Source organism: Amycolatopsis arida, assembly GCF_900115565.1.
GTDB lineage: Bacteria > Actinomycetota > Actinomycetes > Mycobacteriales > Pseudonocardiaceae > Yuhushiella > Yuhushiella arida.
The window spans coordinates 168,453-194,584 of record NZ_FOWW01000008.1; the positions used below are offsets into that span (position 1 = coordinate 168,453).

Annotated in this window: 23 protein-coding genes; 10 read left to right on the forward strand and 13 right to left on the reverse strand. The window is 74.0% G+C overall.

The genetic code is table 11. From position 1 onward, the window contains the following. The first annotated feature begins 106 nt into the window (after positions 1–106). Entirely contained in the window at positions 107–865 is a 759-nt protein-coding gene (locus tag BM051_RS21630; RefSeq protein WP_208325991.1) for a MerR family transcriptional regulator, read from the forward strand. A 34-nt stretch (positions 866–899) separates the two neighbouring features. Here BM051_RS21630 and BM051_RS21635 read toward each other — a convergent pair whose 3' ends face one another. The 4 genes from BM051_RS21635 to BM051_RS21650 all read right to left on the reverse strand — a co-directional run bounded on the left by BM051_RS21635 (position 900) and on the right by BM051_RS21650 (position 8,317). After that, positions 900–1,289 (reverse strand): hypothetical protein, encoded by a 390-nt coding sequence (locus BM051_RS21635; protein ID WP_092533466.1) that lies wholly within the window; start codon positions 1,287–1,289, stop codon positions 900–902. 236 nt (positions 1,290–1,525) lie between these two features. Beyond that, positions 1,526–6,016, reverse strand: a complete 4,491-nt coding sequence (locus BM051_RS21640) for a hypothetical protein (protein ID WP_092533469.1) — start codon at positions 6,014–6,016, stop codon at positions 1,526–1,528. Between the two features lie 19 nt (positions 6,017–6,035). Next, positions 6,036–6,824: a hypothetical protein gene (locus BM051_RS21645; RefSeq protein WP_092533471.1), complete on the reverse strand. Its 789-nt coding sequence runs from the start codon at positions 6,822–6,824 to the stop codon at positions 6,036–6,038. Then, a complete protein-coding gene (locus BM051_RS21650; protein ID WP_243859685.1) occupies positions 6,821–8,317 on the reverse strand; it encodes a hypothetical protein in 1,497 nt (498 codons plus the stop codon). The genes BM051_RS21645 and BM051_RS21650 overlap by 4 nt, the downstream gene beginning before the upstream one ends. Before the next feature lie 62 nt (positions 8,318–8,379). On the opposite strand from BM051_RS21650, the gene BM051_RS21655 reads away from it, so the two are divergent. The 3 genes from BM051_RS21655 (at position 8,380) to BM051_RS21665 (ending at position 10,389) form a co-directional block, all read left to right on the forward strand. Continuing rightward, positions 8,380–8,796: a PPOX class F420-dependent oxidoreductase gene (locus tag BM051_RS21655; protein ID WP_092533473.1), complete on the forward strand. Its 417-nt coding sequence runs from the start codon at positions 8,380–8,382 to the stop codon at positions 8,794–8,796. Between the two features lie 124 nt (positions 8,797–8,920). Next, positions 8,921–10,045, forward strand: a complete 1,125-nt coding sequence (locus BM051_RS21660) for a hypothetical protein (protein WP_092533475.1) — start codon at positions 8,921–8,923, stop codon at positions 10,043–10,045. 8 nt (positions 10,046–10,053) lie between these two features. Further along, positions 10,054–10,389, forward strand: a complete 336-nt coding sequence (locus BM051_RS21665) for a hypothetical protein (protein WP_092533477.1) — start codon at positions 10,054–10,056, stop codon at positions 10,387–10,389. A gap of 112 nt (positions 10,390–10,501) precedes the next feature. On the opposite strand, the gene whiA is transcribed toward BM051_RS21665, so the two are convergent. Genes whiA through uvrC form a run of 4 tightly spaced genes read right to left on the reverse strand, consistent with a single transcriptional unit; the run spans position 10,502 to position 15,378 of the window. Then, the gene (gene whiA / locus BM051_RS21670; RefSeq protein WP_092533479.1) at positions 10,502–11,491 is read right to left on the reverse strand and encodes a DNA-binding protein WhiA; all 990 of its coding nucleotides are present in this window, start codon (positions 11,489–11,491) and stop codon (positions 10,502–10,504) included. Positions 11,492–11,504: 13 nt separating this feature from the next. Beyond that, a complete protein-coding gene (locus tag BM051_RS21675) occupies positions 11,505–12,455 on the reverse strand; it encodes a gluconeogenesis factor YvcK family protein (RefSeq protein WP_092533836.1) in 951 nt (316 codons plus the stop codon). An 8-nt stretch (positions 12,456–12,463) separates the two neighbouring features. Continuing rightward, the gene (rapZ, locus tag BM051_RS21680; protein ID WP_092533839.1) at positions 12,464–13,321 is read right to left on the reverse strand and encodes an RNase adapter RapZ; all 858 of its coding nucleotides are present in this window, start codon (positions 13,319–13,321) and stop codon (positions 12,464–12,466) included. Between the two features lie 44 nt (positions 13,322–13,365). Beyond that, positions 13,366–15,378, reverse strand: a complete 2,013-nt coding sequence (gene uvrC, locus BM051_RS21685; RefSeq protein ID WP_092533482.1) for an excinuclease ABC subunit UvrC — start codon at positions 15,376–15,378, stop codon at positions 13,366–13,368. 139 nt (positions 15,379–15,517) lie between these two features. On the opposite strand from uvrC, the gene BM051_RS21690 reads away from it, so the two are divergent. The 6 genes from BM051_RS21690 to BM051_RS21715 all read left to right on the forward strand — a co-directional run bounded on the left by BM051_RS21690 (position 15,518) and on the right by BM051_RS21715 (position 22,139). Then, positions 15,518–17,767 (forward strand): WD40/YVTN/BNR-like repeat-containing protein, encoded by a 2,250-nt coding sequence (locus BM051_RS21690; protein WP_092533485.1) that lies wholly within the window; start codon positions 15,518–15,520, stop codon positions 17,765–17,767. A 165-nt stretch (positions 17,768–17,932) separates the two neighbouring features. Continuing rightward, positions 17,933–18,508: a hypothetical protein gene (locus tag BM051_RS21695; protein ID WP_134046287.1), complete on the forward strand. Its 576-nt coding sequence runs from the start codon at positions 17,933–17,935 to the stop codon at positions 18,506–18,508. Beyond that, a complete protein-coding gene (locus tag BM051_RS21700; protein WP_243859709.1) occupies positions 18,508–19,119 on the forward strand; it encodes a DUF3558 domain-containing protein in 612 nt (203 codons plus the stop codon). The genes BM051_RS21695 and BM051_RS21700 overlap by 1 nt, the downstream gene beginning before the upstream one ends. Continuing rightward, complete coding sequence (locus BM051_RS21705; RefSeq protein ID WP_092533494.1) at positions 19,119–20,399, forward strand: PPE domain-containing protein; 1,281 nt, start codon at positions 19,119–19,121, stop codon at positions 20,397–20,399. The genes BM051_RS21700 and BM051_RS21705 overlap by 1 nt, the downstream gene beginning before the upstream one ends. After that, on the forward strand, positions 20,400–21,161 hold the full coding sequence (locus BM051_RS21710) for an ESX secretion-associated protein EspG (RefSeq protein WP_092533497.1): 762 nt from the start codon (positions 20,400–20,402) through the stop codon (positions 21,159–21,161). 198 nt (positions 21,162–21,359) lie between these two features. Next, the gene (locus BM051_RS21715; protein WP_092533500.1) at positions 21,360–22,139 is read left to right on the forward strand and encodes an exodeoxyribonuclease III; all 780 of its coding nucleotides are present in this window, start codon (positions 21,360–21,362) and stop codon (positions 22,137–22,139) included. 11 nt (positions 22,140–22,150) lie between these two features. Here the strand turns inward: BM051_RS21715 and BM051_RS21720 are convergent, their stop codons facing one another. The 5 genes from BM051_RS21720 to ribD are packed head-to-tail and all read right to left on the reverse strand — an operon-like array spanning position 22,151 to position 26,129. Further along, positions 22,151–22,600, reverse strand: a complete 450-nt coding sequence (locus BM051_RS21720) for a PH domain-containing protein (protein ID WP_243859686.1) — start codon at positions 22,598–22,600, stop codon at positions 22,151–22,153. Beyond that, the gene (gene ribH / locus BM051_RS21725) at positions 22,597–23,103 is read right to left on the reverse strand and encodes a 6,7-dimethyl-8-ribityllumazine synthase (RefSeq protein ID WP_092533503.1); all 507 of its coding nucleotides are present in this window, start codon (positions 23,101–23,103) and stop codon (positions 22,597–22,599) included. The genes BM051_RS21720 and ribH overlap by 4 nt, the downstream gene beginning before the upstream one ends. Continuing rightward, the gene (locus BM051_RS21730; RefSeq protein ID WP_092533845.1) at positions 23,100–24,434 is read right to left on the reverse strand and encodes a bifunctional 3,4-dihydroxy-2-butanone-4-phosphate synthase/GTP cyclohydrolase II; all 1,335 of its coding nucleotides are present in this window, start codon (positions 24,432–24,434) and stop codon (positions 23,100–23,102) included. Before BM051_RS21730 ends, ribH begins: the two co-directional genes overlap by 4 nt. Before the next feature lie 22 nt (positions 24,435–24,456). Beyond that, positions 24,457–25,089 (reverse strand): riboflavin synthase, encoded by a 633-nt coding sequence (locus tag BM051_RS21735; RefSeq protein WP_092533506.1) that lies wholly within the window; start codon positions 25,087–25,089, stop codon positions 24,457–24,459. A gap of 2 nt (positions 25,090–25,091) precedes the next feature. Next, positions 25,092–26,129 carry a bifunctional diaminohydroxyphosphoribosylaminopyrimidine deaminase/5-amino-6-(5-phosphoribosylamino)uracil reductase RibD gene (gene ribD / locus BM051_RS21740; protein ID WP_092533509.1) on the reverse strand — a complete coding sequence of 346 codons (1,038 nt, stop codon included), beginning with the start codon at positions 26,127–26,129 and terminating at the stop codon, positions 25,092–25,094. Positions 26,130–26,132 lie beyond the last annotated feature (3 nt).

The window sequence follows — 26,132 nt, forward strand, 5'->3', positions numbered from 1 at the left end:
CCAAGTTGAGACTTTCGTGGAGGGCAGCGGTGTTTTCCTGGAATTTCTGTCTCGAAAGCCTCAAACCGCGGCGTAACCCAGGGTGGGACGGGTGAGCCTTCGGCCGGTGGATTTGGCCCGTGCGGCGGGGATCTCCACCCAGCAGGTGCGCAACGACCTCGACGCCGGGGTGCTGCCGTCGGCGGAGCGGACCGCGGCCGGGTACCGGCGGTTCACCGAACGGCACCGGCGCGCGCTGCTGACCTACCGCGCGCTCGCCCGAAGCTACGGGTGGACCACGGCGCGGGAGATCATGCGGGCGGTGCACGCCGGGGACCGGGCCGAGGCACTGGGGCTGGTCGACGCCGCGCACGCCGCGCTGCACGAGCAGCGGCGGGCGCTCGCCGCCACCGCCGAGGCCCTCGCGGCCGTGACCGCGCAGGCCGCAACGCCGCCGAACTTGAAGGCACGAGCGGACGACCCGGATCCGCCGAGGTCCCCGACAGGCACGGCGGAGGCGCCGGGGACGGGGCTGCGGGTGGGTGAGGCCGCGGCGCTGCTCGGGATGCGGCCGTCCGCGCTGCGGCTGTGGGAGGCCGCCGGGCTACTGGCCCCGCCGCGGGAGCACGGCACCGGGTACCGCCGCTACCGGCCGGAGGACGTGCGGGACGCGCGGGTCGTCCAGCTGCTCCGACAGGCGCGGTACCACCTGGCGCAGATCGAACCCGTGCTGGCCGACCTCCGCCGAGCCGGCAGCACCGACGCGCTGCGCGCCGCGCTCGACCGGCGGCGGAACGAGATCACCCGACGCAGCGCCGCCATGCTCGCCGCGGCCGGCGAGCTGCACGCCTACCTCACCGGCGACGCCGCGTCCCCCGAGGGCTGACGCTATGGCGGCGTGACGCGCCGGGCACGGCAGGTCAGGCACAGCGCGAGCACCCATCCGGCCAGCAACGCGACCAGGAGCGGGACGGCAGCAGCAGGTCCGACCAGCCCACGACGATGGTGACCGTCGCCGCGACGACGAGCCCGGTCAGCACGAGCGGCACCGCACGCGGACGCAGGCGACGGGCGAGCAGCGGGGTGCCGGCGGCGCCGAGCAGCACCAGGCTCACCGCGTCGGCCACGGTGAGCGGCGGTGCCAGCGCCAGCGCGGCCGCGGCGACGAGGACGGTGCCGGCGAAGGTCGCCAGCAGCAGGTGTCCGGCGACCCGGCCGGCGAGGCCGGGACCGCCCCGGCGCACCAGGACGGCCAACCCGGCGGCGACCACGGCGATCGCCGCCACCTCCCCGCCGACCAGCGCCGGCACCGCGTAGCCAATCCCGTCGGGACACGGTGCGGGCTCGGCGCCACCCTCGATCTCGACACCGCCGCAGCCCGCGCCGCTCGCGCGCCGCCCAACGCGGCCAGCGCCGCCGCCACGACCAGCACGGCGTACCACCGGGCACCGCGATCCGGTCCCGCACACGTCCCATGCCAGTCCTTCCGCTCGGTCCCAGCAGGGGGACGGCGGAACGTGCCCAGCGGTTGCTCCCGCGCCCGGGCTCAGCTCGCGGCGGTGTTCTCGCCGGAGCCCTCGTCACCGTCCTCTGTGGTCTCCGGGCGGGCGAAGAGGCGGGTCGCGGACAGCCGGGCCACCCCGTCAGGATCGCCGAGGTCGCCGACGGCGTTGCGGATCGTGGCGTCGACGGACAGGTACTTGCGGCCGGCGCGCAGGTCGGCGTCGTTGCGGAGGCGGATGATCAGCGGGAACTCCGACAGTGCCCCGGCGTCGAACAGGCCCGTCGTGTAGATCAGCTGTACGCCCAGCGCGCGAGCCACCGCGCGCTGCAGCTCCAGCAGATACCCCGCCGACGCCCGGCCGATCGGGTTGTCCAAGAACAGCACCCCGGAGTGCCGGTCCCGCAGCCGCCCCCGGTTGTTCGCCCGCAGCGCCGCCATCGTGCAGTACAGGATGATCGCCGCGGTGAGCTGCTGCCCGCCGGAGAACACGTCCCGGATCTCCGACACCCGCTGCCGCTCGGTGCGCAGCACCGAGTCCGGCTTCAGCATGTCCACCCGGAACCCCTTCGGCACCGCGACCTGCACTCCGCGCAGCAGCAACGACATGCCGTCCCGCTTCACCTCGCGGCCGTCGGCGGTCCGGCCCACCGCCGCCTCGTCCACCACCTCGCCGAGCCGCTCGACCAGCACCGACTCCTCGGGCTCGGCGAACCGGATCCGCAGGAACTCCTGCCCCGACCAGTCCCCCAACCCCTCCGGCAGCCGGGACACCCGCTGCGCCGACTTCACCGTGCGCAGCGCCCCCTCCACCATGCCGTGCAACCGGGTGACGATCCCCGACCGGTGCCGGTCGATCTGCTCCAGGTCGTCGGTGAGCGTCCGCAGCCGCGGCCGCAGCGCGTCGGCCCACTCCGCCGCGTGCGTGGGCAGCGCGTCCCGGCGCACACCGACGATCTGCTGCCGCACCGGCGTGCTCAACCGCTCGAACCGGGAATCCGTGGCGTACTGGGCCAGCGCGTCCGCGGCGGCCCGCACCCGCTGCTCGGCCGCGCCGACCGCCGCGTCCGCCGTGTCCAGCGCCGACCGCAGCGTCTCGTACCGGGCGCGCGCGGCGTCCAGGTCGCCGTCGAACACCCGCTCGTGCTCGCGCGGCACGAACGGCGCCAGCGTCCCGGCCAGCAACCCGAACCCCTCGGCCGCGGCGCCGGCCGCGTCCAGCGTGTGCCGCGCCTCGGCCCGCCGCCGCTGCAGCTCCTCCCACTGCCGCGCCGCCACCGACGTCTCCTCAGCCGCCGCCTCGATCAGCTCCTCGGCGTGCGCCAGATCGCGCGGCCGATCGACCCGGTCCAGCGGGCCCGCCGGCCGGGGCAGCTGCTCCAGCTCCGCCTTCCGAGTGGCCACCGCGCCGATCGCCTCGGCCTGCTCCCGCTCCAGCGCGGCCACCAGCCGCCCCGCCCTGGCGAGGGCGTCGGCGCGGGCGGAGGCATCCGAGCCGTCCGGGGTGTCCAGCAGCTCCGTGGCCCGCCGCCGCACCTCCTCGTCCAGCTGCTGCACCTCGGCCAGCGCGGCCGACTCGGCCCGCTCCGCCTGCGCCAGCTCGGCCCGCAGGTCCCCGCCGACCGCGACCTTGGCGTAGGCCTCGGCGGCGGAGGTGTAAGCGGCCCGCAACGCGTCGATCGGCTCGGCCGGCACCGGATCGGCAGGCGACACCTCGCTCGCGCCGGGCACGTCGGCGAGGTCGGACCGCGCCGAGGCCGCGGTGCGCCGGTGCCCGTCGGCGGTGCGCTGCTCCTCGGCCGCCTGCCCGCGCAGCCGGGCCGCCCGCGCCCCGGCCTCCTCGGCGCGCTCCTCGGCCCGCGCCGCGGCCTCCTCCGAACGCTCCACAGTGTCCGTCCACTGCGGAACCTTGCTGGCGGAGGCGGCGAGCGCGTCGAGCCCGCGGGCCGTCTCCCCGCCGGCGCGCGCCGCCGAGCGCAGCTCCCGGAGCCGGTCCCGCAGCGCCGCGCGGGCCTCGGCCGCCCGCTCGGCCTCCCGCCGCGCGGCCTCGTAAGCCTCGTCGGCCCGCTCCCGCTCGGACCGCGCCGCCTGCGCCCGCTCCGCCAGCACGGCGACGCTGCCCGGCGGGTGGTCGGCCCGCCACGCCTCGATCTTCCAGGACAGCGCCCCGTCCGCGGCGATCGCCTCGGCGAGCCGGCTCAACCGGCGCTGCCGCTCCTCCTGCCGCCAGCCGATCTCCCCGCGCTCGGCGTCGGCCGCCTCCTCGTCGTACATCGCCGGGTTGGGCGGAACGAGGAACGCCACCCCCGCCGCGCCCGGCAGGTCGTCAAGCCGGTCGACCACGTCCGTGTCGCCCACCGGCACGATCGCCCGCGGCAGCAGGCGGCGCTCGGCGAGCACCTCGCGGGCCCGGCCCGCGTGCGCCGGGTCGTTGAGCAGCACCCCGGACACCAGGTGCGGCACCCGGTCCAGCAGGCGTTCCCGGCGTGCCGCGGGCAGCGTGGACAGGAACCGCCACCCCGACCACGCGGTGATCCCGGCCTCCTCCAGGGCGTCCAGCGCCTCCTGCACCTCCTCCGGCGGCGGCAGCAGCCCACCGGAACCCAGCGCGGTGAGTGCCCGCTCGTCGACGGCGGCGGCCATCCGCAACGCGGTCTGCTCGCGCTCGGCCACCGCCCTGGCCTCGCGCAGCCGGTCCAGCAGCACGGGCGCGTCGGTCTCCGGCGCGACGTCGGCTCCGCCCATCAGCTCCTGCAGCCGCGGCTCGGCGGCGAGCGCGTCGGTGCGGCGGCGCGCAGTGGCCAGCTCCTCCTCGGCCCGCTCCTGCCGATCCCGAGCCGCCGCGGCGGCCGACTCGGCCTGCCCCAGCTCGGCCCGCGCGGCGGAGGCCTCCTCGCCGAGTCGCTCCAGGTCGGCCTCGCGGCGGTCGAGCTCGGCGGCCGCGGACTCCGCCTCCGCCCGAGCCCGGTGCGCCGCCTCGGCGACGTCCGCGACGTCACCACCCTCGGCGAGCAGCCCCGCGCGCACCGCGGTGGCCACCTCGGCGCGGACCTCGCCGATCCGCTCGCGCAGCCCGTGCGCCTCGGCCCGCCGATTCGCCGCCTCCGAGGTCGCCTCGTCCCGCTCCCGCTGCGCCAGCAGCGCCCGCTCCCCCAGCTCGGCCACCCGCCGCTCGGCCGCGTCCGCCCGCTCCCGTGCCTGCTCCGCCAGCGCCAGCAGGCCGCGGGCGAGCGCCGCCGCGGCGGCGTTGCGGGCGGCCAGCGCCGGCTTCGCCTTCTGCTCCCGGCCGCCGACCAGCTCGCGCAGGTCCTCGGCGTGCCGGCGGGCGTTGAGCTGGGCCAGCACGGTGCCGGTCTCCCGCCACGCCCGCGCCTCGCGGCGGGCCGCGGCCAGCTCGGCGTCGACCCGCTCCCGGTTCGCGGTCGCCTCCTCCAGCCGCATCCCGGCGGCGAGCCGGCGCAGCTCGGCCAGCACGGCCGCGCGCCGCCGGTGATCGCCCTCGGCGAGCTTCTCCGCCTCCTCGACCTCGCCGAGGTGGGCTGCCAGCCCGTCCAGCCGCTCGTGCTCCAGCGCGTCACGAGCCGCCACCTCGCCGGCGAAGACCTCCAGGTCGCCGCGGGCGGTGGCGGCCAGCTTGCGGGACGCCGCGGCCAGCGACTCCTCCTGGGCCAGCGGCCGCAGCAGGTCCAGCGCGCCGGCGACGAAGTCCCGCTCGCACACCAGGTCGCCGCGCCGGGCCAGGTTGTCGGCGTAGGTGGCGACGACCTCGGCGAGCTCCTTCGGCTCGTCCTCGGACAGCACCGCGCGGAGCAGGAACTCGACGAACGCGCCGTCGGTGGTGAACGAGAACGCGTCGGCCGCCTCGCCCTCGCCGGCGTTCATCGCCCGCTGGTAGCGGAACAGCTCGGTGTCCAGGCCGAGCAGGTCCAGCCGCTCGGTCCACTCGTGGTGCCGGCGGGTGCGGAACAGCTCCAGCTCCGGCTCCGCGGCGTGCGCGGCGTCTAGCCGCTCGTGGAATGCCGACATGGTCAGCAGCCGGCCGTCCTCGGTCAGCGGCAACGACTCCAGGTGCAGCGCGGCGCTGGGCCGGAAACAGTACCAGGAGTCGACGAGGTTCTGCGGGTCGGGGGAGACGACGTGGCCGCGCCACTCGGACACCTTGCCGGTGACCACCCGCTCCCCCGTGCGGGTGTGCTGCCACTCGAGCACCACGTGCGCGATGTCCTTGGCACCGACGAACTTCTCCAGCACCCGGGTGTTGGTGGTGCCGACCACCTGCCGGCGACCGGGCAACATCACCGAGAAGATCAGCTTGATCAGCACCGACTTGCCGCCGCCGTTCTCCAGGAACAGCACGCTGGCCGGCGACGGCCGGCGGGGCAGGCCCTGCGCGGCGTGCACCCCCGCGGCGAACAGCGCGTCCTGCCGCGGCGCGGCGACCACCTCGCCCACGCCGCTGAAGTCCAGTAGCACGTCCTGGTACCGCGCGCCGGCCGGGCCGACGCTGTGCAGGCGCACCCGCGAAAGCTCGTACATCCTCGCCCCTCTCCCCCCGTTACAGCGTCTCCGGCCGGGCGTCGCGCAGGCTCCCGGTGCCGTCGGCCACCGACACCACGCCGAGCGCGAGCAGGTCGTCGAACGCCGCGTCGGCGGCCAACTCCCGCACCTGCACCTGGTAGCGCGGCGTGGTCCGGTAGACGCCACCCTGCTCGTCGCTGACCGCCACCAGGAAGCCCTGGTCGGTGAGGAACCGCAGGGCGCGGGCGACCATGCCGCGGGTGGTGTCGGCGGCCAGCCGCCCGTCCTTGGTGGCCGCGGCCGCCGGGCGGCGGGCATACACCCGCCACGCCTGCTCCAGCTCCGGCGAGGAGGCCAGCGGGTCGTTGTTCGCCTCGGCCGCGGCCGCGCGCTCGTCCAGCACCCGGCACGCCTCCCGGACCATGCCGTCCACCTGCTCCACGCTGACCCTGCCGACGTAGGTGTCGTTGGCCAGGTCGTCCGGCCGCGGGTACGCCAGCGCGGCCGTGGCCAGATGGATCACGCCGTGCAGCACCTTCTCCGTCTCCCGGCGCTCGCGGATCTTGGCCTGCCGGGCGTAGCCGTCCATCCGGATCTCGAACACCGACTCGTCGGTCGCGGCGAGCACCGCGCCGGCGGCGGGCCCAACGTCGAGCACCATGAGGCCCAACCCGGCGGCGACCGCGTGGGTGAGCTGCTTGAACGCGCTGTCCTCCTGGTAGCGGCGGACCAGCTCGGCGTACACCACGTCGCGCGACGGCAGCAGCTTCGGCCGCATCCCGAACGACACCAGCCGCGCCGCCGACTCCACGTCCAGGGTGTTCATGCGGCCCCTTCCCTGTCGTCCGCCGAGTCGTCCCTGGTGATCCGCGCCGAGGTCAGCAGCAGGTCGGCGCCGCCGAACTCCGGGTCGGTCAGCCGTGTGCCGTCGTCGACGGCCAGCAGCACCTGTCGGTCACCCTGGCGCACCGCCGCACCGACCTCGGCACCGTAGGCGTGCAGCGCCCGCAGCGCGACCAGGCGGGGCAGCCCCGGATCGAGCGCGCGGGCCTCGGCGAGCAGGCCGGACAGCCGGCGCGGCACCTCGGGCAGGTCGAGCAGCTCGTCGGCGCGGCGCCACTGCTCGTCGGTGTAGCGGTCGGTGTCCTCGGCCGGCACCAGCTCCGGCTCGGGGACCTCGCCGACCAGGTGCTCCCGCTCCGGCGCCGGCCGGAGCAGCACCGACACCAGCGCCGGCAGCAGCGGCACCGGCGACACCGACAACCCGGCGGCGGCCCGGAAGTACGACTCCACCGGGCGGACCGCGTCGGCCACCGGCAACCCCAGCGTCGGGTTGAGCAGCTGGCCGAACAGGTCGATCGCGGCACGCTGCGGCGGGCCGGAGAACTGCTGCCGGTCCTGCTCGGCGCGGAACACCGCGCCGGCGCGCTGCAACCGGGCCTGCAGCTGGGTGTGCCGGCGCACGCAGTCGGCGACGATGTCGACCAGCTCGGCGGCGCGGCGCTTGCGGTCGGGGTCCTCGGCCTCGTCGCGGGCGGCGGTGATGTTGCGCAGGATGGCCGTCTCCGCGCGGAACCGGGACTCGATGTGCGCCAGCGCGGCGTCGATCAGCTCCGGCACCTCCCGCTCCCAGTCCACGGTGCGCACGTCCCGGCGGGTGGCGTCGAGCTTGGCGCGCAACGTCTCGCCGTACTGCACGGTGCGGTAGCGGGCCTGCTCGGCGGCGAGCTTGGCGTCGGCCAGCCGGCCCCTGTTGATCAGGTTCTCCAGCTTCACCTCGGCGGCGACCTGCGCCGACTCCACGTCGGTGTCCAGCGCGCCGACCAGGACGTTGATCGCCTCGTCGGTGGCCCGCAGGTACACCCCGCCGTCCGGGGCGGCCAGCTCGACCAGCAGCTTGAAGTCGAACGCGCGGCGGCGGTAGGCGCCGGAGTCGTCGACGCTGCCGTACACCCGGCGGAAGCCGCGGTCGGTGGTGCCGACGTTGATCAGGTTGTCCAGCACCCAGCGGGCGACGCGGGTGTGCTCGGCGGCGCCGCGGTGCGGAGCCTGCGCGGCGACGAACGGCAGCAGCCGGTTGATCACCTGCTGGTGGTCGGCGCCGGTGTCGAAGTCCATCGCGATGGTGACCTGGTCGATCGTGTGCAGGGCGATCTCGGCCATCTGGTAGACGGTGGCGTCGGCCCAGTCCAGCTTGCCCTTGCGGGCGTCGAGCTCGTGCAGCGGCGCGGTGCAGGCGAGCGCCTTCAGCCGGCGGGTGAGGCCGTCATCGATCGGGACCCGGTCCACGGGGACGGGCGTCTGGTCGTCGTCGTGCACAGCGAGCAACGGTAGCCGTTGCGGCCGCGGGGCGCCCGGGTACGGTCGGCCCTGTGCGATCGATGACCGGGGAGGAGTGGCGCGAGTTCGTCTCGGCGGGGACGCGGACCGGGAAGCTCGGGGTGACCCGCGTCGACGGGACACCGCACGTGACGCCGGTGTGGTTCCTGCTCGATGGTGACGATTTGGTGTTCAACACCGGCCGGGACTCGGTCAAGGGGAGGGCGCTGCGCCGCGCCCCCCGGCTGTCGCTGTGCGTGGACGACCCGCGGCCGCCGTACTCCTTCGTGCAGCTCACCGCGGAGGCGCGGCTGTCCGAGGACCTCGACGAGATGCTCCGCTGGGCCACCGCGATCGCCGGGCGCTACATGGGCGCCGAGCGCGCCGAGGAGTACGGCCGGCGCAACGCCGTGCCCGGCGAATACCTGGTGCGGGCACGGATCACCAAGGTCCTCGCCTACGCCGCCATCGTCGACTGAGCTTTCCGCGACCCGGTGCGGTCCACCGGCGGGCGCGCGTCGTTCGACGCTGCTCGAAAGACCTGGTGACCCGGCGGGGAAGCGACGAGCATCGGCACTCCGACGGCACGATCGCGGAGGAGAGATGAGCGGTTTCGACGTCGACGAGCACGCCCTGCGCGCGTACGCGCAGCTGCTGAAGCGTTACGCGGGTCACGCGACGGACCTGAAGAAGTACATCACGAACGGCGGGCCGGAGGTCGGTGTCGCGTTCGTGCCGCGCGGCACCTTCGACGTCTACGTGGTGTACCGGGAGCTGGCCAAGGTCCACCTCATGCACCTGATGCGGGCGAACGAGCGCCTCGGCACGATGGTCCAGGTGGCCGAGGACAGCGCCGAGAACCTGGACCGCGCCGCCACGTACTACGAGACGACGGACGAGGAGGTGGCGGCGGAGTTCGATCGGCACCTCGCCGGCGATCACGAGCGCGACTACCCGACCGGCGGCGGGGGCGAGATCAGGAAGGACAAGCCGCTCGAGGTGTACCGGAAGTTCGAGGACAACCGGGACCCCGCCGACGTGGTCCGCAAGTACGAACGCACGGCCCCCAGCGTGGAGGAGTACTACGACCTGCGCCAGGACCAACTCGTGGGCGACGCCCGCTGGCTCATGGACCACCTTGGCCTGACCGTATGGGTCCGCGAGCTCCTGGAGGAGATCTGCGGCGTCGATCCGCTCGCCGTCATCGTCCGCTACCTCGGCGGGGACTGGCACGCCTGGTACGAGGCGACGTGCGTCTGGGAGGCCACCGGCGCGGCGACCCGGACGATGGGCTCCAACGTCGGGCTGCGCCGGCGGATGGAGTGGTACTGGCACGGTGTGGCGGCGGACACCGCGCAGGGCTACTTCGCCCGCGTCGAGGAGGCCACCCACGCGGAGGGCGACGAGTACTACGACAACTACCTGGTGCCGTTCTACCGCGACGTCACCCGGGCGTTGGTCGAGACCTACGACACGGTGAACAGCCTGGTCAACGCGCTGCTCGACACCGTCGTCGGGATCGGGGTGGCCAAGCTCGCGAACCTGGTCGCGTCGGGGAAGGCCGCCGAGGTGGTGAAACTGATCAGGGACACCTGGGACATGATCACTGACCGGATGTCGGCGTTCCAGGAACTGACCAAGGAGCGCACCACCGCGCATCTCGGCGACGAACCGCCGTGTGACATGGAGAGCCTCAAGCGGTACGTGCACCCGGTGCACGCGAAGTAGGTGATGACATGAGCGAGCACGGGAACGCCGACGCGAGCGGGGTCGAGCAGCTGCGCCAGCGGGCACGGACGTTCCTCGAGGAGGCCATCGAGACCGCACTCGACTCGGGGGACAAGGACCGGCGCGAGCTGGCCGCCGAGCTCGCCGCCGGTCGGATCACCCCGAAGGACGCCGTGGTGAACCTGGGTTACCAGGACGTCCTCGAGTCCGGGTGCCGGAGGGACACCGACGCACCGCCGGCCGAGAAGGAGGGCACCAGCGGTGCGACCTCCCGTGCCGAGGAGGACGAGGAGGACGAGGACTTCTCCACCCACACGGTGCTGCGTTACAGGCGGAACCCCTAGCGACTCGGCGAGGGAAACCCGAAGGCACGACACAGCGGTAGCGGGCACCGACGTTTCCGATGCCCGACCACCGCATCCGCACCACGGGTGAGCGTTCGAGCACGAATCCGGGCTAGACGGTCTCCTCGAGCATCTCGGCGGTGACGGCCGACTCGGTGTCCGGGACGCCCAGGTCGCGGGCCCGCTTGTCGGCCATGGCGAGCAGCCGGCGGATCCGGCCGGCCACCGCGTCCTTGGTCATCGGCGGGTCGGCGAGCTGGCCCAGCTCCTCCAGCGACGCCTGCCGGTTGGACAGCCGCAGCTTTCCCGCGGCCAGCAGGTGGTCCGGCGCCGTGTCGCCGAGGATCTGCATCGCCCGCTCCACCCGCGCGGCCGCCGCCACCGCCGCCCGCGCCGAGCGACGCAGGTTCGCGTCGTCGAAGTTCGCCAGCCGGTTCGCCGTCGCACGCACCTCGCGGCGCATCCGGCGCTCCTCCCACTGCAACACGCTCGTGTGCGCCCCCAGCCGGGTGAGCAGCGCGCCGATCGCGTCGCCGTCGCGGACCACCACCCTGTCCGCGCCGCGCACCTCCCGCGACTTCGCCTGGATGCCCAACCGGCGGGCCGCGCCGACCAGCGCCAGCGCCGCCTCCGGCCCCGGGCAGGTCACCTCCAGCGACGACGACCGGCCGGGCTCGGTCAGTGACCCGTGCGCCAGGAAGGCTCCGCGCCACGCCGCCTCGGCGTCGGCGATCCCGCCGGACACCACCGCCGCCGGCAACCCCCGCACCGGTCGCCCACGCTGGTCGATCAGCCCGGTCTGCCGCGCCAACCCCTCGCCGTCCTTGACCACCCGCACGACATACCGCGTGCCCTTCCGGAATCCGCTGCTGGACGTGATCACGTGCACGTCCGAGTGGTGCCCGTAGAGCTCGTGGATCTCCTTGCGCAGCCGGCGGGCCACCGACCCGGTGTCCAGCTCGGCCTCCACGACGACCCGTCCGCCCACGATGTGCAGGCCCCCCGCGAACCGGAGCATGGCCGCCACCTCCGAGCGGCGCGGTCCGAGCTTGGTGATCTCCAGCCGGCTCAGTTCGTCCTTCACGGCGGCCGTCATCGCCATGGCTAACCCCTCCCTACCGCTCTCGGTGCAGACCGAGAGCCTCTCGCACGCAGCTCGCCAGCGCATCCGGATCATGCCGCCCCACGGCCCCCGCCGCGCAGACGTCCCCCAGATGCGCACGACCCCCGAGCTCCTCGGCCGCGTGATGCAGCCGCGCCGGGGTCGGAACGGAGTTCCGATCGGCGATCACCGCGTCGACCCGGAGCCGGGGAGCGTGCTCGAAGAGTACGTCCAGATGCCGTTCGGGTGAGAAGCCCGCCGTCTCACCTGGCTGGGGGATCAGGTTCAGGATCACCACCCGGGTGGCCCTCGTACGGACCAGTGCGTCCTGCAGCTCGGGCACCAGCAGGTGCGGCAGCACGCTGGTGAACCACGACCCCGGACCGAGGAACACCACGTCGGCCGAGAGCACGGCCTCCACCGCCTCCCGGCACGCCACCGGCGGCACGCCCGGCCGCAGCGGGTTGTGCAGGGTGATCCGCTGCACCTGGCCCGGCGTGCTGGCCACCGCGACCTGCCCGCGGATGTGGCTCACCGCGCCCTGCTCCAGCCCGGTGACCTCGGCCTCGATCTCCAGCGGCTCGGGGCACATCGGCAGCACCCGCCCGGACACCCCGACCAGCCGGCGGGCCTCGTCCAGCGCGGCCACCGGGTCGCCGAGCACCTCGAACAGCCCGGCCAGCAGCAGGTTGCCCACCGCGTGCCCGGCGAGCGCGCCGGTGCCGCCGAACCGGTGCTGGAACACCTCCGACCACAGCGTGCCGCCGTCCTCGGCGGCGGCCAGCGCGGCCAGCGCCTGCCGCAGGTCACCCGGCGGCAGCAGCCCCAGCTCGCGGCGCAACCGGCCGGACGAGCCGCCGTCGTCGGCGACCGTGACCACCGCGGTCACGTCCGGGGTGATCCGGCGCAACGCGGTGAGCGTCGCGTGCAATCCGTGGCCGCCGCCCAGCGCGACGGCTCGCACCCGTCCCGTCACTCCCGACCCAGGTCCCGGTGCACCACCTTGACGGCCATGCCGTCCTCATTGGACAGTCGGCGGGCGAGCTCCTCGGACAGCGCGACGCTGCGGTGCTTGCCGCCGGTGCAGCCCACCGCCAGCGTCAGGTACCGCTTGCCCTCCCGCCGGTAGCCGGCGCCGACCAGGCGCAGCAGCTCGTGGTAGCGCTCGAGGAACTCCTCCGCGCCCTCCTGGGTGAGCACGTAGTTGCGCACGTCGCCGTCCAGCCCGGTGTGGTCGCGCAGCTCCGGGATCCAGAACGGGTTCGGCAGAAACCGCACGTCCATCACCAGGTCGGCGTCCATCGGCAGGCCGTACTTGTAGCCGAACGACAGCACGGTGACCCTGGTCTGGGTGCTGGCCTCGGTGCCGAAGGCGTCCTCGATCTTGGCGCGCAACTGGTGCACCGACAGCGCGGAGGTGTCCAGCACCATGTCGGCCTCCTCGCGCAGCGGGGTCAGCAGCTTGCGCTCGGCGGTGATGCCGTCGTGCAGTCGGCCGTCACCCTGCATTGGGTGGCCGCGGCGGACCTGCTCGAACCGGCGCACCAGCACCGCGTCGGTGGCCTCCAGGAACAGCACCCTCGGCTTGTAGCCGCGCGCGTCGAGGTCCTTGATCACCGACGCGAGGTCGTCGGTGAACGCCCGGGACCGCACGTCCATCACCACGGCGACCTTGGTGATCGCCCCGCGGGCCTGCGCCCCGAGCTCCACCATCGTCGCGATCAGCTCGGGCGGCAGGTTGTCCACCACGAACCAGCCGAGGTCCTCCAGGCACTTCGCGGCGGTGCTCCGCCCGGCACCGGACAGCCCGGTGACGACGGCCACCTCCATCCCGGTGCCCCGCCCGGCGTCCTGCTCACCCGTCGCGCTCTCACTCACGCGCCCGACTCCCCTTCCTCACCGGACCGCCCGGCCAGCGCCGTGTACACGGCCTCCGCGGTGCGTCGACCCACCCCCGGCACCGCGGAGATCTCGTCCACACTGGCCTGCCTGAGCTTCCGCACCGATCCGAAATGCTTGATCAACGCCGTCCGGCGGGACTGGCCGAGACCGGGGACGCCGTCCAAAGCGGACACCTGTAGCCGCTTGGACCGCTTCTCCCGGTGGTACCGGACGGCGAAGCGGTGCGCCTCGTCGCGCACCCGCTGCAGAAGGTACAGCGCGTCCGAGGTGCGCGGCAGGATGACCGGGTCGGGGTCGGCCGGCAGCCACACCTCCTCCAGCCGCTTCGCCAGACCCACCACGGCCACGTCGGTGACGCCCAGCTCGGCGAGCACGTCCGCGGCGGCGGTGGCCTGCGGGCCGGCGCCGTCGACCACCAGCAGGTTCGGCGGGTAGGCGAACTTGCGCGGGCGCCCGGTGGCCGGGTCGATGCCGGGGCGCGAACCCCCGTCCACGTCACCGCCGTTGTCGCCGCCATTCCCGTTGCCGGGGCTGTCGCCGTTGGTCGGCTCCGTGCCGGCGGTCTCCTTGAGGTAGCGGTGGAAGCGGCGGCGCACGACCTCGGCGATCGCGGCGACGTCGCCCTCCTCCGCGGCCTCCCGCAACGCGAATCGGCGGTACTCCGACTTGCGCGGCACCCCGTCCTCGAACACCACCAGCGACGCCACCACGTCGGTGCCGGCGATGTGGCTGATGTCCACGCACTCGATCCGCAGTGGCGCCGAGTCTAGGCCAAGGTAGTCCTGCAGCTCGGCCAGCGCCGCGGAGCGGGCGGTCAGGTCGCTGGCCCTGCGCAGCTTGTGCTGGGCGAACGCCTCCCTGGCGTTGCGCTCCACCGTCTCGGCCAGCGCCCGCTTGTCGCCGCGCTGCGGCACCCGCAGCCGCACCTTGCCGCCGCGCAGGCCGGACAGCCACTCGGTGACCGCGTCCGCGTCCGGCGGCAGCTCCGGCACCAGTACCTCGCGCGGCACGGCCGGGCCGCTGTCCGCGCCCGCCTCGGCGAGGTCGGCCTGCTCGCCGTAGAACTGGGCGAGGAACTGCCCCACCAGGTCGGCGACGCCCATCTCCTCGGCCTTGTCCACCACCCAGCCGCGCTGCCCGCGCACCCGGCCGCCGCGGACGTGGAACACCTGCACCGCGGCCTCCAGCTCGTCGTGCGCGAAGGCGACCACGTCGGCGTCGGTGCCATCACCGAGCACCACCGCCTGCTTCTCCATCGCCCTGCGCAGCGCGCCAAGGTCGTCGCGTAGCCGGGCCGCCCGCTCGAACTCCAGGGCTTCCGCGGCCTCGGCCATCTCCCTCTCCAGCCGGCGCATCATCAGGTCGGTGCGGCCGGCGAGGAAGTCACAGAAGTCCTCCACGATCGCCCGGTGCTCCTCGGCGCTGACCCGGCCGACGCACGGCGCCGAGCACTTGTCGATGTAGCCGAGCAGGCACGGCCGGCCGATCTGGCCGTGTCGGCGGAACACCCCGTTGGAGCAGGTGCGCGCCGGGAAGACCCGGAGCAGCAGGTCCAGCGTCTCCCGGATGGCCCAGGCGTGCGCGTACGGGCCGAAGTACCGCACCCCCCGCTTGCGCGGCCCGCGGTAGACGTGCAGCCGCGGGAACTCCTCCGGCAGGGTCACCGCGAGGACCGGGTAGGACTTGTCGTCGCGGTAGCGGACGTTGAACCGCGGGTCGAACTCCTTGATCCAGTTGTACTCCAGCTGCAGCGCCTCGACCTCGGTGTTCACCACCGTCCACTCGACGCTCGCCGCCGTGGTGACCATCTGCCGGGTGCGCGGGTGCAGGCCGGCGAGGTCGGCGAAGTAGGAGTTCAGCCGGCCGCGCAGGCTCTTGGCCTTGCCGACGTAGACGACCCGGCCGGTGGCATCGCGGAACTTGTACACCCCGGGGGCGTCCGGGATGCTGCCGGGTGACGGGCGGTAGGTCGACGGGTCAGCCACGCATCCAGCCTATGGCCCGGCTCCGACAGCCCGGCGCGGGGCTTTATCGGACGAACTGCTCCGAAAGGCGGGTACCGGGCGTGGCCGGTTGGCAATAGCGTCCGCGCCAGGCTCTCCGACCTCACCCCTGGGAGTTCCCATGCGCCGACGCCGCCGCCTGTCCGCCGCCCTCATCCTGGGCATCGCGACCGGGCTGCTCGCCACCTCGGGTACCGCGCTGGCCGACCCACCCGGAACCGGCCAGCCGGGCGAGTACCGACCGGTCCGCGGCCCCTCGGCCCCGGCCGAGCACCGCTTCCTGCAGAAGACCCTGCCAGGGCAGACGTTGCCCCGGCACGCCCACGCCCAGGCGGCCGAGGAGGCGAAGCGGATCCCCAGCGTCGGTGGCCGGTGGACGCTCGCCGGGCCGACCAACATCGGCGGCCGGATCGTCGACCTCGCGCTCGACCCGACCCGGCCGGACACCGTCTACGCGGCCGCGGCCAGCGGCGGGCTGTGGGTGTCCACCGACGCGGCCAGGACCTTCGCGCCGGCGTGGCCGGAGGACGGCACGCAGGCCATGGGCGCGGTGACCACCGCCCCGGACGGCACGATCTACGTCGGCACCGGCGAGGCCAACCCGGGCGGCGGCAGCATCACCTACGAGGGCACCGGGGTGTACCGGTCCACCGACCGCGGGCGCACCTGGACCAACCTGGGGCTGCGCGACTCCGGCGCCATCGGTGCCGTCGAGGTGGACCCGCGGAACGACCGGCACCTGCTGGTGGCCGCGACCGGCTCGCTGTACTCCCCCGGCGGCGACCGCGGCGTGTACCGGTCGACCGACGGCGGCGCGACGTGGCAGCGCACGTTGGACGTGGCCACCGAGTTCACCGGTGCCGCGGACGTGCGGTTCGACCCGGCCGACCCGCGGCGGGTGTACGCCGTGCTGTGGGATCACCGGCGCACGCCGGAGAAGCGGACCTACGGCGGCGTCGGGTCGGGCGTGTTCCGGTCCACCGACGGTGGTGTCACCTGGCAGCGGCTGGGCGGCGGGCTGCCCGAGGCCGGGCCCGACGTCGGGCGGATCGGCATCGGCGTCTCGGCCTCCGAGCCGGGGCGGCTCTACGCGATCGTGAACTCCACGGCCGGCCCGTTCGCCGGCTTCTACACCTCCGGCGACGCCGGCGACAGCTGGACCCGGCTGCCCGCGCCGCCGGAGCTGGTGAGCTCGCAGTCGTCGTTCGGGTGGTGGTTCGGCAAGATCTGGGTCGACCCGGACGACTCCCGGCAGGTGCACGTGGCCGGGGTGCCGCTGATGACGTCGAAGGACGGCGGGCAGACCTGGACCGCGGACTCCACCAGCATCCACGTGGACCAGCACGCGATGGTGTGGGACCCGCGTCACCCGGCGCGGGTGTACCTGGGCAACGACGGCGGCGTGTACCGCTCCGACGCCGACGGGCACGGCGGTTGGGTGAAGGCGGAGCACGAGCCGTACACCCAGTTCTACAGCGCGGCGATCACACCGCAGGACCCGTCGCGGATCTCCGGTGGAACGCAGGACAACGGGTCGTTGCGGTCGTGGGGCGGGCCGCGGTTCAACGAATACCTCGGCGGTGACGGCGAGGAGAACCTGATCAATCCGCGGAACAAGGACAACGTGTTCGCCTGCTACCAGTACGGGAACTGTTTCCGGTCGACCGACGGTGGCGACACGATGACGTTCTTCACGCCGGCGACGACCGCCGACCGGAGGAACTGGTTCACGCCGGTGCAGTTCGACCCGAACGACCCGTCGGTGCTCTACTACGGCGGCAACCGGCTGAACCGCTCCACCGACGGCGGCGTGACGTGGACGCCGATCAGCCCCGACCTCACCGGTGGGCCCGGCCAGGACGCCTACCCGTACGGCACGATCACCACGGTGGCCGCGGCGAAGGCGGACCCGAAGACGATCTGGGTCGGCACCGACGACGGGCGGGTGTGGGTGACCCGCGACCTCGGGCAAACCTGGCGGAAGGTGCTGGAGAACCAGCCGTGGGTGACTCGGATCGCCGTGGCCGAGCACGACCCGGGCACGGCGTACGTGACGCTGTCCGGATACCGGTCGGGGTCGAAGCTGCCGCACGTGCTGCGCACCCGGGACGGTGGCGGGACGTGGCGGGACCTGTCCGGCAATCTGCCGAACGCGCCGGTGAACGATGTGGTGCTCGGGCTGGGCGGCATCCTCTACGTGGCGACGGACCAGGGGGTGTTCGTCGGGCACGCGGTGGTGCCGGGCCGGTGGCACCGGCTCGGCCGCGGCATGCCGATGGTGCCGGTGGACGACATCGAGTACGACGGCCGCAACCACCGGATGGTGGCCGCGACGTTCGGCCGCGGGCTGTACGAGATCCGCGTGCCGTAGCGGTGTCTCGGGAGGGTCGGTGGGCCGTATTCTTCCGGCGGCCCACCGACCCGATCGTTGTCGGTCGAAATGTTCCCCCGAGTGGACCAGGAACCGCTCCCACTTCCGTGGTCGTCTGATAGCTTGCAAGGTGCGCAACCAGCTCGCTACAGGGGGTAATACGTCGTGTCCGAGCAATACGGACTGACACCGGACGAGGTCACGGCGCCGCCGAGCGCCCCGCCACCCGGATCGCCACCACTGCCGTTGCCCACCACCGGCGACGTGCGAACCAGTCAGGGCCAGCCACCGGCCGACCCGCCCCCCGGCTACACCGCTCCGGAGAGTGCCTTCGAGAAGGTCGCCAGGTCCGGCGTGTTCGGGCCCGCGGGGCTACCCTTCCTGGCCCAGGACATGGCCGACATGGCCGCCCGCACCAGCGCCGCCAGCGGCGGCTTCCGGATGAGCACCGACGAGATGCGCGCCCTCCTCCCCCAGTGGGAGGAAGCCCGCGACGATCTCCAACGACTCGTTGGCAACTCCGCACGTCTTGCGGAAGCCCGACCGCCGGCAGACGAGGACGCCAGTAACCTGCAAATCCAGGCCGTTCGCCGACATGCACGGCTGTACACGGAGAGCGTGAACCAGCAGTACCAGTACGCCACCGCATACGTCGAGGCCCTCAAGAAGGCCATCACCAAGGTCGAAGGCCAGGACAGCGCCGCGGCAGACGCGGTCGGGCGACACGGACCGGACACATGATGCGCGCACGAGCCACGCTAGCGGCAGCATTGGTCGCTGCCGCTCTGACGGCAGGATGCTCGGAATCGGGGTCGGCAGTGCCCACTCCTGATTCCTCCGCGGTCCCGAGCTCCGAGCGTGGTACGCAGCTTCCGTCTCATGGTGCGCCGAAGGTCAACGACCCGGTCGACGTCACGAAATTTCTCGCGGACCCGTGTGCGATGCTCACGCCGCAACAGGCCAGCGATCTGGCAGGACTGAGCTCGCCAGAGGCCGACACCGCCGACAAGATTGGTCCCCGGTGTGAGTGGGACCAACCCGGCGGAGGATTGTTCACGATCAGCTTCATCACAGTCGGCGGCGGCGGGCTCTCCGGCACGTACCAGTCACATGCCGAGCTTCCGATGCCGTACTTCGAACCGGTGGACGTCAACGGCTATCCGGGTGTGTTCGCCGATCAGGTTGACCGGCGCTCGTACGGCGCGTGTGGACTGAGCGTGGGGGTCCGGGATGACGTGCTGCTCAAGGTGTTCTCCGGGTTCGAACGGGACTCCCCGCACTACGGTGACCCTTGCCCGGTGGTGAAGAAGGCAGCCGAGATGGCGATCACGACGATGGAGGGGGGCGCGTGATGGGTGAGATGGACGCGCTGGAGATCGTCAGACGGGTGAAGTCGGGGGCCGGGCCGGAGAGCCTGTACGGCACCGCCGACCTCGCGCGGGAGATGGCCGGCGAGCACGAGAGGGTCGCCCAGAAGGTCCAGCGCCTGCGGGCCGCCATGGAGAGCCACTGGGAGGGCCCCGCGGCCGGGCAGGCCCACGCCGGCGCCGGACCGCTGGTCCAGGCCTCCGACGTCTCCGCGGGGCACCTCGCCGAGGCCCAGAACCTCCTCACCGGCCAGGGCAGCTCGTTCACCGACCTGAAGAACAAGATCGGCGACGGCCCCGGGCCGCCGCCGGGCGAGACCTTCCTCAGCGACAACCTGCCGTTCCTCACCAGCCGGGACGAGGAGATCGAGGCCTGGAACGCCAGGGCGCAGCAGGTCGTCGACAACTACCACCTCTACCACGGGCAGAGCACCCACAACTCCGCCCGGTGGCCCACCGACTACGGCCAACTCGGGCTACCGCCTGGCGGCGGCGACATCGACGTCCGCACCCCCGGCACCGGCGGCGGCGTCCACACCACCGCACCCCCGGCCGTCGGCGGTGGCGTCGGCGACAGCACCCGCGTCGCCGGCCACACCGGCGGCCCCGTGCACACGGCGGCGCCGAGCCCCACCGTCGGCCAACCGGGACCGGCACCACAACCCGGACCTGGATCCCAGCCCGTACCGCCGGGCCTCGCGCCCGCCGCCTCGACCCACACCGCCTCGACCGGCACCACCCCGTCCCGCACCCCGGGCGACACCCGAACCGGCACCGGCCACACACCCACCACCGACCTGCCCCGCACCCGGCACGGTGCCGGCGACCTCGGCACCCCCGGCCTGCTGCCGGGTCGTTCCGGCGGGCCGGCGCCCGGCGTCCCGGGCAGCGGCGGCGGCAGGGCCGGCTGGAACCCCGGCACGGCCGGCCCCCGCGTGGCGGGCGGGACCACCGGCGGCGCCCCGGGCAACAACCCCGGCGGCGGGCCGAACCTCGGGCAGGGCAAGGGAGTGGGATCCGCGCCGCCCGGCCAGGGCGGTGTCGCCCGCGGCGGCCCGGCGGCGGCCGCCGCCCCGGCGACCGGCCGGCCCGGCGCCGGCATGGCCCCCATGGCCGGCGCCGCCGGGCGTGGCCGTGGCGGCGAGGACACCGAGCACCAGCGGCCGGACTACCTCCAGGAACCCGACCCCGACGCGCTCTTCGGCCCGGCCGACCGCACCACTCCACCGGTGATCGGCGAGCACCGCCCCGACAGTGAGAGATAAGTGAGAGATAGCGGCACACTCCTGCGAAAGGACGTCCTCCTCCCGCGGGACTGCCTCGCCGCGACGGCGGAACGCCTCGAGCTGGCCCTGCCACCCACCCTCGCGCCCACCCCGACCTGGCGCGACGACGGCACCGCCGCCGCCCGCTGGCGGCACGTCCTCGACGCCCTGGACCAGCACGGCCTCCGGGACGGCGACCACCCCAGCGAGGACTTCACCGGCACCGTGCGGCTGCTCTGCGCCGCGGCCACCGAACTCTTCGCCTACGTCGACCAGCCGGACCTGCGCTACCGGCTGCACGTCGCCGCCGACCACCGGGACGCCGTGCTCGCCTGCCTGGTACCGGCCTCGGGCAACGTCCTGCTCCACCCCACCCGCCCCGACGCACTGGCCGAGACCCTGCTCGCCGAGCTGCCCGACTGGCCCCAGGCACGCGGCACGTCCCTGTCCGCGCCGCTGCGCGACATCCGGGACGCCGACCCCGACGGCCCGCTGCCCCGCGGCGACGCGGGACGCGTCCTCGACCTGCTGGCCCGGCCCCGCCACGCCGCCGGCCAGGTGAGCGCCGGCCGCCGCGGCGGCCTCGACCACCGCCGCACCACCACGCACCCGCTGACCTTCGTCGACCTCGACACCGGCCGCTGGCTGGTCCACGTCACCGCCGACCGCGACAGCGAACCCCACGTCGTCGCCGTCCCCGCCGGTTGGGACCTCCTGCTGACGAAGACCCGCGAGCTGGGCGACACCCCGCGGCGACGCTGAACGACCCAGCCCGGCTCGACCTGGAACACCGACGGCCAACGCGGCGACGCGAACCGCCAACGCCCCGACCTCCACAGCCAACGTCGCGACGCGGGCGGCGAACACGGCGACGGGAACGGCGAACACGGCGACATGGGCGGCGAACACAGCGGTGGCGTATAGATCGTTATACGTGGTGGTGTGTGGGATTGTCGGGGTATGCGGATCGCGACCTGGAACGTCAACTCCATCAGCGCCCGCCTGCCCCGGCTGCTCGCCTGGCTCTCCTCCGCCCAACCGGACGTGCTGTGCCTGCAGGAGCTCAAGTGCGCCGACGACGCCTTCCCCCGTGACCAGGTCGGCGAGCTGGGCTACGCCGTCGCCTGCCACGGCAGCGGCCGGTGGAGCGGGGTCGCCGTGCTGTCCCGGGTCGGCCTCGACGACGTGACCCGCGGCCTCGTCGACCAGCCGGCCTACGAGGGCGTCGTGGAGCCACGGGCGGTCGGGGCGACCTGCGCCGGTGTCCGGGTGTGGTCGGTGTACGTCCCCAACGGGCGGGAGCCCGGCCACCCGCACTACGCGTACAAGCTGCGCTGGCTGGAAGCACTGCACGCCACCGTGCTCGCCGAGGCCGACCCCAACCGGCCGTTCGCGCTGCTCGGGGACTTCAACATCGCTCCTACCGACGACGACGTCTGGGACATCTCGCTGTTCACCAACTCCACCCACGTCACCGACGCCGAGCGCAAGGCCCTCGCCGTGCTGCGCGACGCCGGGCTCACCGACGTCGTGCCCCGGCCGCTCAAGTACGACCGCCCCTTCACCTACTGGGACTACCGGCAGCTCGCCTTCCCGAAGAACAACGGCATGCGGATCGACCTCGTCTACGCCAACCAGAGGTTCACCGACGCCGTACGGGACGCCTACGTCGACCGCGAGGCCCGCAAGGGCAAGGCGCCGTCCGACCACGCCCCGGTGGTCGTCGACCTGCACGGGTAGCGGGAACGCGCTCAGCCGCCGTGCGCGCGGCGGTGCAGCCGGCGCAGGGCGCGCACCGCCGCCACCGCCCGCTCCCGGTCCACCGCCTGCACGGCCAGCACCGGGTGGTACTCGTCGTCGGGCAGCTCCAGTCGGGCGAACGCGGCCCCGTCCGGGAAGGTCACCGCGAGCACCTCCGACCAGCGGAACCGGCGCGTGGTCAGGACGTTGCGCACCTCGATCCCGTCGGCGTCGGCCCGGGCCCGCGGCATCGCCAGCAGCATCGACGCCGCGCCCATCAGCACCCCGATGCCGATCATCGCCACCTGGTCGCTGACCTGGAAGATCACCCCGGTGTCCGAGTGCCGCAACAGCAGCGCCACCACGACGAACACCGTCACCAGCACCACCGCCAACACCGACGCCAGCCACACCACCCGCCGCGGGCGCAGCACCACCTGCTCGTCGGGGGCCACCGTCACACGAAGCCCCGCTCGGTCCACGGCTGCCGCAGGCCGCGCAGCACGTGCGCGGTGTCCAGCGCGGCCACCGCGGCCTCGTAGCCCTTGTCCTCCCGCGAGTCCGGCAGACCGGCACGGTCCAGCGCCTGCTCCTCGGAGTCGCAGGTGAGCACCCCGTTGCCCACCGGCGTGCCCTCGTCCAGCGCCACCCGGGTCAGCCCCGCCGTCACCGCGTCGCAGACGTACTCGAAATGCGGGGTGCCGCCGCGGATCACCACGCCCAGCGCCACCACCGCATCGTGCGTGCGGGCCAGCGACTGCGCCACCACCGGCAGCTCGATCGCGCCGGCCACCCGCACCACCGTCGGCCGCTCGGCGAGCTTCGCCTCGCGCGCCGCCCGCAGCGCGCTCTCCAGCAGACTGCCGCTGATCCGCGGGTGCCAGCGGGTGGCCACCACGGCCAGCCGCAGGCCCGCGCACTCGGACAGGTCGACCTCGATCTCCGGCCGCCCCTCACCGCTCATGCCGTCTCCTCGCCATCCCGCTCTGCCGCCGGCGTCGCCTCCGGGGTGAGCACCGGGTCCGTACCCGGCTCAGCGGTGAAGAACGCGCCGGCGCCGACCTCGTCGAAGTGTTCGAGCTGGGACAGCTCGTGGCCCATCCGGTCCCGCTTGGTGCGCAGGTACCGCAGGTTCTCCGGGTTCGGCGAGATCGACAGCGGCACCCGGCCGGTGACCCGCAGGCCGTAGCCCTCCAGGCCGACCCGCTTGGCCGGGTTGTTGGTGAGCAGCCGCATCGAGCGCACCCCCAGATCGGACAGGATCTGCGCGCCCGTGCCGTAGTCGCGCGCGTCGGCCGGCACCCCGAGCGCCAGGTTCGCGTCCACCGTGTCCGCGCCGGCGTCCTGCAGCTGGTACGCCTGCAGCTTGTGCAGCAGCCCGATGCCGCGCCCCTCGTGGCCGCGGACGTAGAGCACGATGCCGCGCCCCTCGGCGACCGCGGCACGCAGCGCGGCGTCCAGCTGCGGTCCACAGTCGCAGCGCAGCGAGCCGAACACGTCGCCGGTGAGGCACTCCGAGTGCACCCGCACGAGGATGTCCTCGCCGTCACCGATCTCGCCGTAGACGAACGCGATGTGCTCGATCCCGTCGAGCAGGCTGTCGTAGCCGATCGCGCGAAACGTGCCGGCGGCCAGCGGGATCCGCGCCTCGGCGACCCGCTCGACCTGCTTTTCCGTGCGCCGCCGGTAGGCGATCAGGTCGGCGATGGTGATCAGCGCCAGGTCGTGCTCGGCGGCGAACACCTCCAGCTCGTCACGGCGGGCCATGTCGCCCTCGTCCTTCTGCGACACGATCTCGCAGAGCACCCCGGCCGGGCGCAGGCCGGCGAGCCGGGCCAGGTCCACCGCGGCCTCGGTGTGGCCGGGCCGGCGCAGCACGCCGCCCTCCTTGGCGCGCAGCGGGACGACGTGCCCCGGCCGGCGGAAGTCGTGCGGCCGCGAGCCCGGGTCGGCCAGCAGCCGGATGGTGTGCGCCCGGTCGGCGGCGGAGATACCGGTGCTGACGCCCTCGGCCGCGTCCACGGTCACCGTGTACGCGGTACCCCGGGCGTCCTGGTTGGTGTGGTACATCGGCGGCAGGTCCAGCCGCTGGCAGTCCTGCTCGGTCAACGGCACGCACACGTAGCCGGACGTGTAGCGGACCATGAACGCCAGCAGCTCCGGGGTGGCCTTCTCCGCCGCGAAGATCAGGTCGCCCTCGTTCTCCCGGTCCTCGTCGTCCACCACGATCACCGGGCGCCCGGCCCTGATGTCCGCCACGGCCCGGTCGATCTCCGCGGCCACGTCCTTCACCACGGCCACGCCGGCCTCCCGCACCTCATTCACGCCCGACCTCCTTGCCGGCTCCATTGTCCCCCGCGGCCGCCCCCAGGTGCGGCGCGGCCAGCTTCTCGACGTACTTCGCCAGCACGTCCACCTCGAGGTTCACCAGGTCACCCGGATCGCGGCGGCCCAGCGTGGTCAGCTCCATCGTGGTCGGGATGAGCGCGACGGCGAACTCCTCCTCCGTCACCCCCGCCACGGTGAGCGACACCCCGTCGACCGCGATGGAACCCTTCTCGACCACGTAGCGGGCCAGCGCGGGCGGCAGCGCGAACCGGGTCAGGCCCTGCGGGTCGCGGGAGAGGAACACCCCGGTGCCGTCGACGTGCCCCTGCACGACGTGCCCGCCGAACCGGCCGCCGACCGGAGTGGCCCGCTCCAGGTTCACCAGGTCGCCGACGCGCAGCTTCGCCAGGCTGGACCGGGTCATCGTCTCGTGCACCACGTCGACGCTGAAGTCGCTGCCGGAGACGTCGACCACGGTCAGGCACACGCCGCTCACGCAGATCGAGTCGCCGTGCCGGGCGTCGGTGGTCACCACCGGACCGCGGATGGTCATCCTGGCCGCGTTGGGCACCTGCTCGACCGCGGTGATCTCACCGATCTCCTCGACAATGCCGGTGAACACCCTCACTCGCCTCCCGGTCGCGGCGCCGGTACGGCCGAGATCCGCACGTCGCCTCCCCTCATGGTGACCCCTTCCACCGTCCAGCGGTGTGCCTCGGTGACGGTCGACACGCCCGCCTCGCCCAGCGCCGCCGGACCCGCGCCGAGGAGCAGCGGCGCCACGTAGGCGAGGATCCGGTCGATCCGGCCCGCCGCGGCGAACGCGCCCGCCACCCGCGGACCGCCCTCCAGCAGCACGTCCACCACGCCCCGCTCGGCCAGCGTGGTGAGCACGGCGTGCGGATCGTGGGACCGTACCCGCAGGGTCTCCGCCGCTCCATCCAACACCCGCGCGCCGGCCGGGACTTCTCCGAAACCCACCACCACGCGTAACGGTTGGCGCGCGGCGAGCGCACCGTCCGGGGTGCGCGCGGTCAGCCGCGGGTCGTCGGCCAGCACGGTGCCGATGCCGGCGACCACGGCGTCGACCATGCCACGCAGCCGGTGCACCTCGGCGCGGGACTCGGCGCCGGAGAGCCACCGGCTGGTGCCGTCGGCGGCGGCGCTCCTGCCGTCGAGGGTCGCGGCGTACTTCCAGGTGACGTGCGGCCGGCCGGTGCGGGCGAAGTGCAGCCACGCGCGCAGCGGCCCGGCCGCCACCTCGCCGGCGAGCAGGCCGGCCCGGACGTCGACCCCGGCGGCGCGCAGCGTGGCGGCGCCACCGGCGGCCGCCGGGTTGGGGTCGGCGACGGCGTAGCGCACGGCCGCGACGCCCGCGTCGCGCAGCGCCCGCGTGCAGGGTGGGGTGCGGCCGTGGTGGTCGCACGGCTCGAGGGTGACGTACACGGTGCCGCCGCGGGCCCGCTCCCCCGCCTGCCGGAGCGCGACGACCTCGGCGTGTGGGCCGCCCGGCGGCTGGGTCGCGCCCTGCCCGACGAGCCGCCCGGCCGGGTCGAGCACCACGGCGCCCACCGGCGGGTTCGGGCTGGTGGTGCCGCGCACCGCGGTACTCAGCTCGATCGCGGCGCGCATCGCCCGCTCGTCGCGCGACCCGTCCTCCATGAT